At 73.9% G+C, this 12,806-nt stretch carries 13 protein-coding genes; 10 read left to right on the plus strand and 3 right to left on the minus strand.

Annotation, left to right across the window (positions count from 1 at the left end; translation table 11 throughout):
• Nucleotides 1-39 precede the first annotated feature (39 nt).
• From ACZ4V6_RS25265 to ACZ4V6_RS25290, 6 genes are all read left to right on the plus strand, one after another.
• Nucleotides 40-1,128: an S-(hydroxymethyl)mycothiol dehydrogenase gene (locus ACZ4V6_RS25265; protein WP_467831419.1), complete on the plus strand. Its 1,089-nt coding sequence runs from the start codon at nt 40-42 to the stop codon at nt 1,126-1,128.
• Nucleotides 1,128-1,757, plus strand: a complete 630-nt coding sequence (locus tag ACZ4V6_RS25270) for an MBL fold metallo-hydrolase (RefSeq protein WP_467831422.1) — start codon at nt 1,128-1,130, stop codon at nt 1,755-1,757. Before ACZ4V6_RS25265 ends, ACZ4V6_RS25270 begins: the two co-directional genes overlap by 1 nt.
• 146 nt (nt 1,758-1,903) lie before the next feature.
• Nucleotides 1,904-2,818 (plus strand): SDR family oxidoreductase, encoded by a 915-nt coding sequence (locus ACZ4V6_RS25275; RefSeq protein WP_467831424.1) that lies wholly within the window; start codon nt 1,904-1,906, stop codon nt 2,816-2,818.
• Between the two features lie 32 nt (nt 2,819-2,850).
• On the plus strand, nt 2,851-3,651 hold the full coding sequence (locus ACZ4V6_RS25280; protein WP_467831426.1) for an SDR family NAD(P)-dependent oxidoreductase: 801 nt from the start codon (nt 2,851-2,853) through the stop codon (nt 3,649-3,651).
• A gap of 163 nt (nt 3,652-3,814) precedes the next feature.
• On the plus strand, nt 3,815-4,510 hold the full coding sequence (locus ACZ4V6_RS25285) for a L,D-transpeptidase family protein (RefSeq protein ID WP_467831429.1): 696 nt from the start codon (nt 3,815-3,817) through the stop codon (nt 4,508-4,510).
• Nucleotides 4,511-4,813: 303 nt separating this feature from the next.
• Nucleotides 4,814-4,999 (plus strand): hypothetical protein, encoded by a 186-nt coding sequence (locus ACZ4V6_RS25290; RefSeq protein WP_077797204.1) that lies wholly within the window; start codon nt 4,814-4,816, stop codon nt 4,997-4,999.
• A 119-nt stretch (nt 5,000-5,118) separates the two neighbouring features.
• Here ACZ4V6_RS25290 and ACZ4V6_RS25295 read toward each other — a convergent pair whose 3' ends face one another.
• Nucleotides 5,119-6,486: a S1 family peptidase gene (locus ACZ4V6_RS25295; protein ID WP_467831432.1), complete on the minus strand. Its 1,368-nt coding sequence runs from the start codon at nt 6,484-6,486 to the stop codon at nt 5,119-5,121.
• Between the two features lie 180 nt (nt 6,487-6,666).
• Between ACZ4V6_RS25295 and ACZ4V6_RS25300 the strand changes: the two genes are divergently transcribed.
• Together ACZ4V6_RS25300 and ACZ4V6_RS25305 are read left to right on the plus strand one after the other, a co-directional pair.
• Nucleotides 6,667-7,845, plus strand: a complete 1,179-nt coding sequence (locus ACZ4V6_RS25300; RefSeq protein ID WP_467831434.1) for a MalY/PatB family protein — start codon at nt 6,667-6,669, stop codon at nt 7,843-7,845.
• Nucleotides 7,846-7,910: 65 nt separating this feature from the next.
• Nucleotides 7,911-8,297, plus strand: coding sequence for a PPOX class F420-dependent oxidoreductase (locus ACZ4V6_RS25305; protein ID WP_467831436.1), 387 nt, complete (start codon nt 7,911-7,913; stop codon nt 8,295-8,297).
• 9 nt (nt 8,298-8,306) lie between these two features.
• Here the strand turns inward: ACZ4V6_RS25305 and ACZ4V6_RS25310 are convergent, their stop codons facing one another.
• Entirely contained in the window at nt 8,307-8,720 is a 414-nt protein-coding gene (locus ACZ4V6_RS25310; RefSeq protein WP_467831439.1) for a Zn-ribbon domain-containing OB-fold protein, read from the minus strand.
• Between the two features lie 284 nt (nt 8,721-9,004).
• Between ACZ4V6_RS25310 and ACZ4V6_RS25315 the strand changes: the two genes are divergently transcribed.
• Both ACZ4V6_RS25315 and ACZ4V6_RS25320 read left to right on the plus strand, forming a co-directional pair.
• Nucleotides 9,005-9,841 (plus strand): ATP-grasp domain-containing protein, encoded by an 837-nt coding sequence (locus tag ACZ4V6_RS25315; protein WP_467831441.1) that lies wholly within the window; start codon nt 9,005-9,007, stop codon nt 9,839-9,841.
• A gap of 21 nt (nt 9,842-9,862) precedes the next feature.
• Nucleotides 9,863-10,354: a flavin reductase family protein gene (locus tag ACZ4V6_RS25320; protein ID WP_467831444.1), complete on the plus strand. Its 492-nt coding sequence runs from the start codon at nt 9,863-9,865 to the stop codon at nt 10,352-10,354.
• A gap of 10 nt (nt 10,355-10,364) precedes the next feature.
• On the opposite strand, the gene ACZ4V6_RS25325 is transcribed toward ACZ4V6_RS25320, so the two are convergent.
• Nucleotides 10,365-12,794 carry a SpoIIE family protein phosphatase gene (locus ACZ4V6_RS25325; RefSeq protein WP_467831448.1) on the minus strand — a complete coding sequence of 810 codons (2,430 nt, stop codon included), beginning with the start codon at nt 12,792-12,794 and terminating at the stop codon, nt 10,365-10,367.
• Nucleotides 12,795-12,806: the final 12 nt, after the last annotated feature.

The following is a 12,806-nucleotide window of genomic DNA, read 5'->3' on the forward strand; positions in this document are numbered from 1 at the left end:
CGGGGAGGAACCACGAGTGGCCGAAGAAGGAGTCAGAGCATGGCGCAGGAAGTACGCGGCGTGATCGCACCGGGCAAGGACGAGCCGGTACGGATCGAGACGATCGTCGTGCCCGATCCGGGGCCGGGCGAGGCCGTGGTCGAGATCCGGGCCTGCGGGGTGTGCCACACCGACCTGCACTACAAGCAGGGCGGCATCAGCGACGACTTCCCCTTCCTGCTCGGCCACGAGGCCGCGGGCGTCGTGGAGTCGGTCGGCGCCGGAGTCACCGACGTGGCCCCCGGCGACTTCGTGATCCTCAACTGGCGTGCGGTGTGCGGCAAGTGCCGCGCCTGTCTGCGCGGGCGCCCCTGGTACTGCTTCGACACCCACAACGCCGAGCAGAAGATGACCCTCGCCTCCACCGGCCAGGAACTCTCCCCGGCGCTCGGCATCGGCGCCTTCGCCGAGAAGACCCTGGTCGCCGCCGGGCAGTGCACCAAGGTCGACCCGGCCGTCTCCGCCGAGGTGGCCGGACTGCTGGGCTGCGGCGTGATGGCCGGCATCGGCGCCGCCATCAACACGGGCAACGTCGGCCGCGGCGACACCGTCGCCGTCATCGGCTGCGGCGGCGTCGGCGACGCGGCGATCGCCGGCTCCCACCTCGCCGGGGCGGCCAGGATCATCGCCGTCGACATCGACGACCGCAAACTGGAGACCGCCCGCTCCATGGGCGCCACCCACACCGTCAACTCCCGCGAGAACGACCCCGTCGAGGCGGTCCGCGAGCTGACCGGCGGCTTCGGCGCCGACGTCGTCATCGAGGCGGTCGGCCGGCCGGAGACGTACCGGCAGGCCTTCTACGCCCGCGACCTCGCCGGCACCGTCGTCCTCGTCGGCGTGCCGACGCCCGAGATGAAGCTCGAACTGCCGCTCCTCGACGTCTTCGGGCGCGGCGGGTCGCTGAAGTCGTCCTGGTACGGCGACTGCCTGCCCTCCCGGGACTTCCCGATGCTCATCGACCTCCACCTCCAGGGCCGCCTGGACCTCGGGAAGTTCGTCACCGAGACCATCCGGCTCGACGAGGTCGAGAAGGCCTTCGAGCGGATGCACGCCGGCGACGTGCTGCGTTCGGTGGTGGTGCTGTGATGACCGCCCGCATCGAACGCCTCGTCACCTCCGGCACGTTCAGCCTCGACGGCGGCACCTGGGACGTCGACAACAACGTCTGGCTCGTCGGCGACGACCACGAGGTCGTCGTCATCGACGCCGCCCACGACGCCGACGCCATCGCCGAGGCCGTCGGGGACCGGCGCCTGACCGCCATCGTGTGCACCCACGCCCACAACGACCACGTGAACGCCGCCCCGGCCCTCGCCGAGCGCACAGGCGCCACCATCTGGCTGCACCGCGACGACCTGCCGCTGTGGCACCAGACCCACCCCGACCGGGAACCGGACGCCTGGCTGACCGACGGCCAGGTCATCGAGGCCGCCGGCGCCGACCTGACGGTCCTGCACACCCCCGGCCACGCTCCCGGCGCCGTCTGCCTGTACGACCCGGGCCTCGGCACCGTCTTCACCGGCGACACGCTCTTCCGGGGCGGACCCGGCGCCACCGGCCGCTCCTACTCCCACTTCCCGACGATCATCGACTCGATCCGCGACCGGCTCCTCGTGCTGCCGCCCGGGACGGAGGTCCGCACCGGTCACGGCGACCCGACCACGATCGGCGCCGAGGCCCCGCACCTGGAGGAGTGGATCGAACGGGGCCACTGACACCGGACCGCGCGGCACTCGGCGCCAAGCCGGAAGACACGCGGAAAAGGTGACAGAGGATGTCCGGCTTCCCGTGCAGTCTCGATCACGACATCGCTCATCCGCAGTCGGGATGGGCCCGTGAGGAGAGGGAACGGGAGCCGGACATGGCAAAGTCACTCGAGGGCAGGGTCGCACTGGTCGCCGGAGCGACCCGCGGCGCCGGACGCGGCATCGCCGTCGAACTGGGCGCGGCCGGCGCCACCGTCTACGTCACCGGCCGCACCACCCGCTCCCGGCGCTCGGAGTACGACCGCCCCGAGACCGTCGAGGACACCGCCGACCTGGTCACCGAGGCCGGCGGCCACGGCATCGCCGTTCCCACCGACCACCTCGAGAAGACCGAGGTCGCCGCGCTCGTCGACCGCATCGCCCGCGAGCAGGCCCGCCTCGACATCCTGGTCAACGACATCTGGGGCGGCGAGACCCTCTTCGAGTGGGACCGCCCCGTCTGGGAGCACGACCTCGACAAGGGGCTGAGGCTCCTGCGGCTCGCCGTGGAGACCCACGCGATCACCAGTCACCACGCCCTGCCCCTGATGCTGCGCAGCCCCGGCGGGCTCGTGGTCGAGGTCACCGACGGCACCGCCGACTACAACCGCGACCACTACCGGGTCTCCTTCTTCTACGACCTCGCCAAGTCCTCGGTGCTGCGCATGGCCTTCGCCCTCGGCCACGAACTCGGACCGCGCGGCGCGACCGCCGTCGCGCTGACGCCGGGCTGGCTGCGCTCGGAGATCATGCTCGACCACTTCGGCGTACGGGAGGACAACTGGCGCGACGCCCTCGACCGCGTCCCCCACTTCGCCATCTCCGAGACGCCCCGCTACGTCGGCCGCGCCGTGGCCGCACTGGCCGCCGACCCGGGCGTGGCCCGCTTCAACGGCCTCTCCCTCTCCAGCGGCGGGCTCGCGCGGGAGTACGGCTTCACCGACCTCGACGGCAGCCGCCCCGACGCCTGGCGCTACCTCGTCGAGGTCCAGGACGCCGACAAGCCGGCGGACGTGACCGGTTACCGCTGACCGCCGGGCGCCCACGCACTACCGTCGGTCCCATGACCGACACCATGCGCTTCGAGGGACACGGCGTTCTCGTCACCGGCGCCGCGCGCGGCATCGGCGCCGCCACCGCCGCGCGGCTCGCCGAGGAGGGGGCCGGGGTGCTGGTGACCGACGCGGACCGGCCCGCGGCCGAGGAGACCGCGGCGACGCTGCGCGAACGGGGACTCACCGCCGAGGCGTTCGGCTGCGACGTCGCCGACCGGGCGTCCGTCGAGGCGGCCGTCGCCCGTGCCGTCGACGCCTTCGGCTCCCTCGACGTGCTGGTCAACAACGCCTACGCCTGCACTCCCGACGCACCGCTCTTCGAGGACGAACCGGACGAGGCGTGGGCGCGCGACCTCGACGTCACCCTCACCGGCGCCTACCGCTGCTGCCGCGCCGCGCTGCCCCACCTGGCGGCCTCCGGTCGCGGCGCGATCGTGAGCATCGGCTCGGTCAACGGCGTCCAGGACTTCGGCAACCACGCCTACAGCGCCGCCAAGGCGGGCCTGGCCTCCCTGACCCGCACCCTCGCCGGACACGCCGCCGCGCGGGGCGTCCGCGTCAACCTGGTGGCGCCGGGCACCGTGCGCACCACGGCCTGGGAGGGCCGGGACGGGGAACTGGCGGCACTCCGGGGACTGTATCCTCTGGGGCGGGTCGGAGAACCCGGGGACATCGCGGCGGCCGTCGCCTTCCTCGCCTCGCGCGACGCGTCCTGGATCACCGGGACCACCCTGACCGTCGACGGCGGTCTGACCGCGGTCAACACCGGATTCCGGCGGGCCCTGGAGGAACGGGGCGGCACGGACTGACCGGACCGCCGATGCGGGCCGCCCGGTGTGGTTCGTCACTGTTTCGTCGCGATGCCGGCCGGCGGGCAACCGTAGCCGCCGGCCGGCGGTCTAGCATGCGGGGATCCCACCATGGGCGATCTTCCACCCATTTCCACCGCTTCGACGCGAAAGGCTGACGTTCATGGGGGACATACGCAGACAGAGTGCCGTGGCACTCGGGCTCACCGCACTGGTGGCACCGCTCACGCTCGCACTCGGCGCCGCGCCGGCGCAGGCCGCGAGCTGCACCACGAAGACGGGCCCGTACCAGAAGAAGGTCGAGAAGTTCCTCGGCCGCCCGGCCGACGGCAGGCAGTCCACCGCCGACTGCAAGGCGATCCGGGCCTTCCAGACCAAGCACGGCATCACGCCGAACATCGGCTACGCGGGCTCCGTCACCTGGGGCGTGATGGATCTGATGCAGAAGCAGAAGGCCGTCGGGAAGAACCCGAACAAGTCGGGCAAATGCCCGGTCAACAAGGGACGCATCGCCTGTGTGGACCTGACCCTCCAGCTGAGCTGGATCCAGGACGGCAGGAAGCTCGTCTACGGCCCGGTGCCGGTCCGCACGGGCCGCGACGGCTACGAGACCCGCACCGGCCTGAAGAAGATCTACTGGCGGCACATCGACCACGTCTCCACGATCTACGACGTGCCGATGCCCTACAGCCAGTTCTTCGACGGGGGCCAGGCCTTCCACTCGGTCGGCGTCAGCATGTGGAACCCGCCGGGATCCCACGGCTGCGTCAACATGACGAAGACCGACGCCAAGAAGTACTGGTCGTTGCTGAAGAACGGCGACGACGTCTACGTGTACGGCCGCAAGCCGGGCACCTGACGGGCACGGACGCCCGGCGGGCGGGGGCGCGTCACCTCCGGGGCGCGTCCCCGCCCGCCGACGTCGCACCCGCCCGCGTCGCACCCGCCCGCGTCCCCGCCGGGGGCGGTGTCCCTCGAGGGCCGTTCGCCCTCGTGGCCCGTGACGCCGACGGAGGGCGGGGCATGTGCGTCAGGACACAGTCGGCGGTAACGAACTCGCCGCTGGGTCTTGACAGATGGGCGGATCGACGTGACCAGCAACACGGTCCGTTATGTCCGTTTGGCTCGTGATTACTCACATCGTCTTCACGTCCGGCGCCGTATGCTTCACAGCATGTCCACCACTGTTGAACCCTCCTCCGAGCGATCGGCTGCCGAGGTCAACGAGGAGATCCGGGCCCTGTGGCTCCGGTCGGGCGGGACACTGAGCGTCGAGCAGCGCGAGGAGTACCAGCGGCTCGTCCTGGAGTGGGCCGCCGCGGCCCCCGAGCCGGCGAAGGCCGCCTGACCGCCTGAGGCTCCTCGGCGCATCGGAGCCCCGGCACCCCGTCGGGGGTGCTCTTCTCGTACCGTCCGCGGCCGTCTGTCACGGCGCCGTCGGCTCCACCCGCCGGCGCCCGCCACGGCTCAGCCCCACGTGCCCGAGTAATGCCGTCGGTACGCCTTGCGGTCCTGTTCGGCGCGCAGCCAGCGGGTGGCCGCCAGCGCGACCAGGCTGCCCGCGATCACCAACAGACCGGGACCGGCGTTGCGGCGGTCCGTGAGCCTCGACAGCGACGCGGTGCCCTCGGGACCCGTCACCGGCTCCGGCGTCCCCGGCGACGCCGCGCCCGGAGCGGCGTCGCCGGAGGCCGAGGGCGCCGGCCCGGGGGCGGCCCGCTGCCCGGACCCGTCCGGCGACGAGAGGATCATCCGCATGCCGAGCGCCGTCAGCGCCTCCGTCACCGGCTGGAAGAACGTCGTGCCGCCCTCGGCGCAGTCGCCGCTGCCCCCCGACGTCACACCGAGCGCGATCCCCTCGGAGAACAGCGGGCCCCCGCTGTCCCCGGGCTCGGCGCACACGTCCGTCTGGATGAGGCCGGAGACGGTGCCCTCCGGGTAGTTCACCGTCGCGTCGAGCGCGGTGACCCGGCCGTCGCGCAGTCCGCTCGTGCTGCCGCTGCGGAAGACCCGCTGTCCGACGGCCGCTTCCCCCGTCCCCGTGATCCGCACCCCTTCGCCGCCGCCGACCGCCACCACGCCGGCGCCGTCGCCCGCCCTGCCGTTCGCGTACTCCACCAGGGAGAAGTCGTCACCCGGGAAACTCCCGGCGACCGTCCTCCCGATCTGCCGGCCGCCCCCGTCGTCCCCGAACCACACCGACCCCGTCGGCCCGCAGTGACCGGCGGTGAGGATGAAGTCGCCGCGGCCGTCGGTCACGTTGAAGCCCGCCGAGCAGCGGCCGGCCGCCGACAGGATCGGCCGCGCCCCGCTCAGCCGCGTCGTGAACGCGCCCTCGGCCCGTTCCACGCGGACGAAACCGCCGATGCCCTCCGCGACCTTCGTCACCCGTGACCAGTCGGCTCCGGAGACGGTGCTGTCGCCCCGTACCACCACCTCGTTCGACCGGTAGTCGAGGGACCACGCCGTCCCCGCCACCCGGGGCGCCGCACGCAGCGCGGACGCCGCCGACCTCAGCTCCGCCATGCTGTGCCGGACGACCTTCGCCTCGGCGCCCGCCCGCCGCACCTCGTCGGCCGCCCCGTCGTCGGTGACCGCGACGACAGGCCGCCCGTCGGAGCCGATCCAGTGACCCGCCGTGCGGGAGGCGCCGAGGCGGGAGACGAGGGCGCTGCCGGTGGCGGACGCCGGCAGCGCCCTTGTGTGCGGGACGGCCGGGGCGCCGGGAGGTTCGCCCGCCACGGCCCGGGCGACCATCGCGGTGCCCAGGAGAAGTCCGCCGACGGCGGCCAGCCGTGCCGCTCGCCGGACGATGCGTCGTCGTGCGTGCCTCATGCGTGCGCTCCCGGAGCCGGATACGCGGCGTCGCCGCCGCGGGGCCCCGCGGACGTCGAGCGCCCTCCCTCCGTACGGGCCCGGCGGCGGCCGTGTTCACCGCCCCGGTGGCCCCGGCCCGTCCCCCGGCGCCCGGACGTCCCGTTTCCCGGTCGCTCCACGGCCTCTATCTTGAGCCCCATGACCAGGATCCCGCAGGACCAGCCACGTGGACCCGACCCCCTGCGCGCGCTCACCCTCGACCGGCTGCGCCGCCGTACGAGCATGAAGTGGCGCACCCACCCCGAGGACGTGCTGCCGCTGTGGGTGGCCGAGATGGACGTGCCGCTCGCCGAACCCGTCGTGCGCGCCGTCACCGACGCCGTGGAACTCGGCGACACCGGCTACCCCGCCGGAACCGCCTACGCGGAGGCGCTGGCCGCCTTCGCGGGCAAGCGCTGGGGCTGGGACGACCTCGCCGTGGAACGCACCGCGATCGTGCCCGACGTGATGCTGGGCGTCGTCGAGATGCTCAAGCTGGTCACCGGCCCCGGTGACCCGGTGATCGTCGATCCGCCGGTGTACCCGCCGTTCTACCAGTTCGTGGCGCACATGGACCGGCGCGTGGTCGAGGCGCCGCTCGGCGCGGACCTGCGCATCGATCCGCAGGTGCTGGAGGACGCCTTCCGGCGGGCGGTCGCCGGCGGCGGGCGGGCCGCCTACCTGCTGTGCAGCCCGCACAACCCGACCGGCACCGTGCACACCGCCGAGGAACTGGCCACGGTCGCCGCCCTCGCCGAACGGTACGGCGTCCGGGTCGTGGCCGACGAGATCCACGCGCCCGTCGTCGCCGGCGGCGTGCGGTTCGTGCCGTACCTGAGCGTCCCCGGCGCCGAACGCGGCCTCTCGCTGATGTCGGCGTCCAAGGGCTGGAACCTGCCCGGGCTCAAGGCGGCACTCGCCCTCGCCGGCCCCGGCGCCGCCGGGGACCTGGCCCGGATGCCCGAGGAGGTCGGACACGGTCCGAGCCATGTCGGCGTCATCGCCCACACCGCCGCCCTGCGCGACGGCGTCCCCTGGCTGGACGCCGTGCTCGCCGGGCTCGACGAGAACCGGCGGCTGCTCACCGACCTGCTGGCCGCGCACCTGCCGGGCGTCGTCCACCACCCCGGGGAGGCGACCTACCTGGCCTGGCTCGACTGCCGCGCGCTCGGCCTCGGCGACGACCCGGCGGAGGTCTTCCTGCGACGCGGCCGGGTGGCGCTCAGCCCGGGCCCGGACTTCGGCACCGGCGGAGCGGGCCACGTCCGGCTCAACCTCGCCACCTCCCCGGAGGTGATCACGGAGGCGGTACGGAGGATGGCGTCGGCCCTGACCTGAGCCGCGGCGCGCACCTGTCGCGTACGGGCGACGCGCCCGCGGGAACGGCCCTAGACTTCCCGACCATGGACGAGGCGTCTTTGGCCCGGCTCGGTGCCGGCAAGTACCTGTTGGTCACCAGCTACCGCAAGGACGGCACTCCGGTCGCCACCCCGGTGTGGGTCGTGCGGGACGGGGACGTGCTCGGCGTGTGGACGGCCGCCGACTCCTGGAAGGTCAAGCGCATCCGCAGGCGCGCCGACGTCCTGGTCGGTCCCTGCGACGTGCGGGGTAATCCGACGGGCGACCAGGTCCCGGCGACCGCCGAGATCGGCGACGCGGCCACGGCCGGCCGCTACCGCGCGCTCATCGCCCGCAAGTACGGCGTCGTCGGACGGCTCACCCTCTTCGGGAGCCGGCTGCGCCGGGGGCTGGACGGCACCGTGGGGATCACGATCACGCTCACGCCGTGAGGTCCCGGCTCAGGTCCAGGCCCGGTACGGCTCGTCGACCAGCTGGAAGACCGGCTCGCCCCGCACCGGGTCCTCGGCCGTGGACAGCCGCACCCGGTCCCCGCTGTGGATGCCGATGAGCGGGCCCGTGACCCGGCCGCGCAGGACGAAGCCCTCGGCCATCTCGATCAGGGACACATTGCGCGCGGCGGGGGTGTTGCGGTGCACCACCGTGGTGTGGCGCACCGTCCCGGTGCCCTCGCTGCGCTCCGTGCGCAGGTCGCTGCCGCGGCAGACCGGGCACAGCAGCCGGTGGTACATGGAGGTGCCGCACCAGGTGCAGCGCTGGAACCAGATGGCCTCGGTCTTTGGGGCCCTGGGGCCGAGCACGGCTGTCGCGGAGCCGGCTGCCTGCTGAGCGACGCTTCCTGAGGGGTGGTACACGCTGTCAACTCCCTGCACTCGGGCCGGAATCCCGCGTGCGCGGTCGCCCGGGCACGCGTGTGCGCGGCGGACCGTGCCACCGCGCACGACGACAGGGTATGGCACTGAGTGCCACGCGTAAAGATGCCGCATGCCGCTGAATTCATGGCCTGTGCGGGGAAGATGCTGTGGCCGGTGGAGAGAATGTGGCACTGAGTGCAGGGTGAAGGGGGAGTGGGTGGGCCCCACCGTCCTCTCCCCGGAGACCGCATACGATCCCTTGCGGCCGTCCCGAGGAGTTCCGCATGCCGTCCGCCCGTCCCCGCATCCTCTACGTCACCGACCTCGCCTATCAGGCCCGGGGGCGGCGCTACTGCGACGAGGACATCTTCCTCACCTCCCGGCTGCGCGAGGACGTCGACCTGGCCCTGTGCGACCCGCGCGACGCCGCCGCGCTGCTGGACGGCTTCGATGCCGTCGTCGTCCGCAACAGCGGTCCGGTGCTGGGCCACCGGGCCGCGTACGACGCCTTCCGCGAGCGGGCGGCCGCGTGCGGTGCCCGCGTCTACAACCAGCTCACCGGCCGGGCGGACATGGCCGGCAAGCAGTACCTGCTCGACCTGACGGCCGCCGGGTACCCCGTCATCCCCACCGCCGACCGGCCGGAACACCTGGAACGGCTGCCCGCGGCCGAGGAGTACGTCGTGAAGCCGAAGCTGGGCGCCGACTCCCTCGGGCTGCGGTTCGTCCCGGCGGACCGGGTCCGTCAGGAGGTGCGCGCCGAAGCCGGTGACGTCCTCGTCCAGCCGCGCGTCGACTTCGCCTACGAGGTGTCCTTCTACTTCGTCGACCACGACTTCCAGTACGCCCTGTACGCGCCGCACCCCGACCGGCGCTGGCAGCTGGAACCCTACGAAGCCACTCCGGAGGACCTCGCGTTCGCACGGCGGTTCATCGAGTGGAACGGCATCGAGCACGGCATCCAGCGCGTCGACGCCTGCCGCGCCCCCGACGGCGCGCTGCTGCTGGTCGAACTGGAGGACCTCAACCCGTACTTGTCGCTGGACGCCCTCGACGAGCCGCGCCGGGACGCCTTCGTCGCGGCGATGAAGGCGGCCCTGCGCCGCCTTCTCGGGACCTGAGCCGTCCCCGGGCCGCCTAGCATGGCGGGCATGGACGTCTTTCTCGACAGGCTCGACCCGGACATGTGCGTGGTGACGGCGGCCGCGGACGGGGAGGAGGCGGGCTGTCTGGTCGGCTTCGCCTCCCAGTGCTCCATGGAACCCGTGCGGTTCGTCGTATGGCTGTCCGAGGTCAACCGGACCTTCCGGGTGGCCCGGTCCGCCGAGTACCTGGCCGTCCACCTGCTCGCCCGGGGACAGCGCGAACTGGCCGAGGTGTTCGGCGGGCGGACCGGCGACGACGTGGACAAGTTCCGGCAGGTGCGCCGGCGCCACGGGCACGGCGGGACGGTCGTGCTGGAGGACGTCGAGGCGTGGTTCGTCGGCCGGGTCGTGGAGCGGGTCACCGGAGGCGATCACGTCGGCTTCGTCCTCGACCCGGTCGACTGGGGCGGGCGCGAGACGCCCGGCGGGCCGCTGCTGCGGCTCGGCGACGCCCTCACCATCGAGCCCGGCCACCCGGTGGAGGACTGACCCGTACCGCCTACGGCTCCCGCGCCGGACCGTCCGGCGCCCGGCCGTCGGGCACCTGTATGTCGAGGACGCAGACGTCGTCCCGCAGTTCGGCCTCCGGCAGCAGTGCGGCCAGCAGCGGCTCCAGGGCGCCCGCCGCGCCGGCCTCGTGGACCGTGGCGGCCCGCGCGAGCCGCTCCAGGCCCCGGTCGATGCCGTCGGGGGGCCGCTCCACCAGACCGTCCGTGTACAGCAGGAGACGGTCGCCCGGCTCCAGGAGGCACTCCGCCTCCGCGAAGACGGGTGTGGTGCTCGCCCCGAGCAGGATGCCCTTCGGCCGGTCGAGGTAGCGGGCCTTCCCGGCGCGCAGCAGCAGCGGCGGCAGATGACCGGCCTGCGCCCACACCAGCCGTCGCCGCGCGGGTGAGTAGCGGGCCAGGACCATGCTCGCCGTGCCGTGGGCGCCCCGGGAGTGCAGCAGCAGCGTGTTGAGGCGGGCCAGCGCGCCGGTCAGCGAGGAACCCGTGATGACCATGCCCTTGGCGGTGAAGCGCAGCTGGGCCATCGTGGCGACGGCGTCCACACCGTGACCGGCGACGTCGCCGACCACGAACAGGGCGTCCCCGTCTGGCAGTTCTATGGCGCTGAACCAGTCGCCGCCGACCTGCACGCCCGCCTGCGCGGGCAGATAGGCGATCTCGACGCGCAGCCCGGCCGGCCGGACGGGGCGCCGGGGCAGGGGCAGCAGCGCGTCCTGCAACCGGGCGGCCAGCGTCCGCTCGGCCAGCAGCACGTCGTGCTGGGTCAGCATCGCCCGCTCGCTCTCGACCAGCGCCAGTTCCGCCCGGCGCCGCGCGGTCAGGTCCTGGACGAAACCGTGCACCTCGACGGGTGTGCCGTCGCCGTCCGTCACCGCCTCGGCCACGATCCGCAGATGCCGGACACCGGCCGGCGTCATGGTCCGGAACGGGACGTCGCACGGTCGTCCCTCACGCGTCAGCGCCCGCACGGCCCGGGTCAGCGCGGGAGCCTCGTCGGGCAGTGCGAGGCCGGGCAGACCGGTGAGGGCGACCGGGCCGCGTGCGGGATCCCGGCCGAAGATGGCGAAGACCTGGTCGGACCAGACGGCCTCGCGGGTGACCAGGTTCCAGTTCGCCCAGCCGAGGTCGCCCAGCCGTTGCAGGTCGGCCAGCCGCTGTTCCTGCCGCTCGGAGGTGTCGTGCCGGATCCAGGACAGGACGAGCCCGTCGCCCAGCGGCGCCGCCCGCACCGAGTGGGCGGCCGGCTCCGCCGCGCCGTACGGCGCGGCACGGTGGGCGAACGGCTCGCTCTCGTACGGCTCCCCGGTGGCCAGCGCGCGCAGGCACCCCTGCCGCAGCGGCCCGGCCACCGTCTCCGGCAGCGACCCCAGGAGCCGCCGGCCGACCGGGTCCGCGTCGTCGCCGCCGGCGAACCGCGCGGCGTACGGGGTCGCGGCGTCCACACGGAAGTCCCGGACCCGCCCCGAGGGCGCGCGCACCGGGGTCAGCAGCACCGCCGCGACCGGCAGGGCGTCGAACACCCGCTGCACGGCGTCGGCGGCACCGGACCCGACGGGCTCCGGCCGGGCGGCGAACGCCCGCAGCCAACCGGCGCACAGGCGAGCGGTGTTCCGCAGGCGGTCCCGGTCCCCGGGCGTGAAGGGGCCGTCGTCGTGGCGCAGCACCCCGAGGCACGCGTCGGCCGACGCCCCGGGCGGCACCGGCAGCCAGGCCTGCGAACCTCCGCGCCCGGACGGGTCACCGGCCGGCGGCCACCGCTCGCCGTCCCGCCCGGTGCCGTCCAGCCAGCGGGGCTCACCGGAGCGCAGGGCCTCCAGCGCGGGGATCCCGCTCAACGGCGACACCTGCCGCCACCGGGCCGCCTGCGCGTCGTCGATTCCCGCGTGGCCCACCAGTTCCAGGCCGCCCGAGGGCAGCCGGGCGTAGAGCACCACCGCGTCCGCGCCGACGCCGGGCGCGAGCCGCTCCCGGAGGCACCGGGCGAGTTCCCGCGGGGAGCCGACGTGCACCAGGGTCTCGGCGAGGCCGGCCGGAGCGGCCGAGGCGTCGTCCGGGGGGAGGCCGTCCGGGAGACGGTCGTCGCAGAGGCGCGGGGCGGGCGGTACGACCGTGCCGCCGGGGCCGGCCGGGACACGGTCCGCGCCGGGCGGCGGGGGCAGGGTGCCGAGCGTGATCCAGCACTCCTCCAGCAGGGTGCGCCGCTCCGCCTCCGCACGCCGGGCGAGTATCTCGCGCGCCGCCTCGGCGGAGTTGCCGGTGAGCGCCATCACGGCACCCTTCGCCCGCTCCACGACGGCCGCCGTCGTGGCAAGGTCGCGCAGTCGGTCGATCTCCGCACGTTGTCCGGCGACGACCCGGGCCAGCGTGGCCAGGTCGGGCGCGGCGCCGGGATCCGTCGGCGTGGCGTGCTCGCTCGTCACGGGATGAGCATG

The organism is Streptomyces sp. NPDC029152, assembly GCF_055564355.1.

What these genes read in the sequence shown, in the direction of transcription:
- ACZ4V6_RS25265 (WP_467831419.1), top strand. Translation starts at nt 40, where the DNA reads ATGGCGCAGGAAGTACGCGGCGTGATCGCACCGGGCAAGGACGAGCCG.
- ACZ4V6_RS25270 (WP_467831422.1), top strand. Translation starts at nt 1,128, where the DNA reads ATGACCGCCCGCATCGAACGCCTCGTCACCTCCGGCACGTTCAGCCTC.
- ACZ4V6_RS25275 (WP_467831424.1), top strand. Translation starts at nt 1,904, where the DNA reads ATGGCAAAGTCACTCGAGGGCAGGGTCGCACTGGTCGCCGGAGCGACC.
- ACZ4V6_RS25280 (WP_467831426.1), top strand. Translation starts at nt 2,851, where the DNA reads ATGACCGACACCATGCGCTTCGAGGGACACGGCGTTCTCGTCACCGGC.
- ACZ4V6_RS25285 (WP_467831429.1), top strand. Translation starts at nt 3,815, where the DNA reads ATGGGGGACATACGCAGACAGAGTGCCGTGGCACTCGGGCTCACCGCA.
- ACZ4V6_RS25290 (WP_077797204.1), top strand. Translation starts at nt 4,814, where the DNA reads ATGCTTCACAGCATGTCCACCACTGTTGAACCCTCCTCCGAGCGATCG.
- ACZ4V6_RS25295 (WP_467831432.1), bottom strand. Translation starts at nt 6,486, where the DNA reads ATGAGGCACGCACGACGACGCATCGTCCGGCGAGCGGCACGGCTGGCC.
- ACZ4V6_RS25300 (WP_467831434.1), top strand. Translation starts at nt 6,667, where the DNA reads ATGACCAGGATCCCGCAGGACCAGCCACGTGGACCCGACCCCCTGCGC.
- ACZ4V6_RS25305 (WP_467831436.1), top strand. Translation starts at nt 7,911, where the DNA reads ATGGACGAGGCGTCTTTGGCCCGGCTCGGTGCCGGCAAGTACCTGTTG.
- ACZ4V6_RS25315 (WP_467831441.1), top strand. Translation starts at nt 9,005, where the DNA reads ATGCCGTCCGCCCGTCCCCGCATCCTCTACGTCACCGACCTCGCCTAT.
- ACZ4V6_RS25320 (WP_467831444.1), top strand. Translation starts at nt 9,863, where the DNA reads ATGGCGGGCATGGACGTCTTTCTCGACAGGCTCGACCCGGACATGTGC.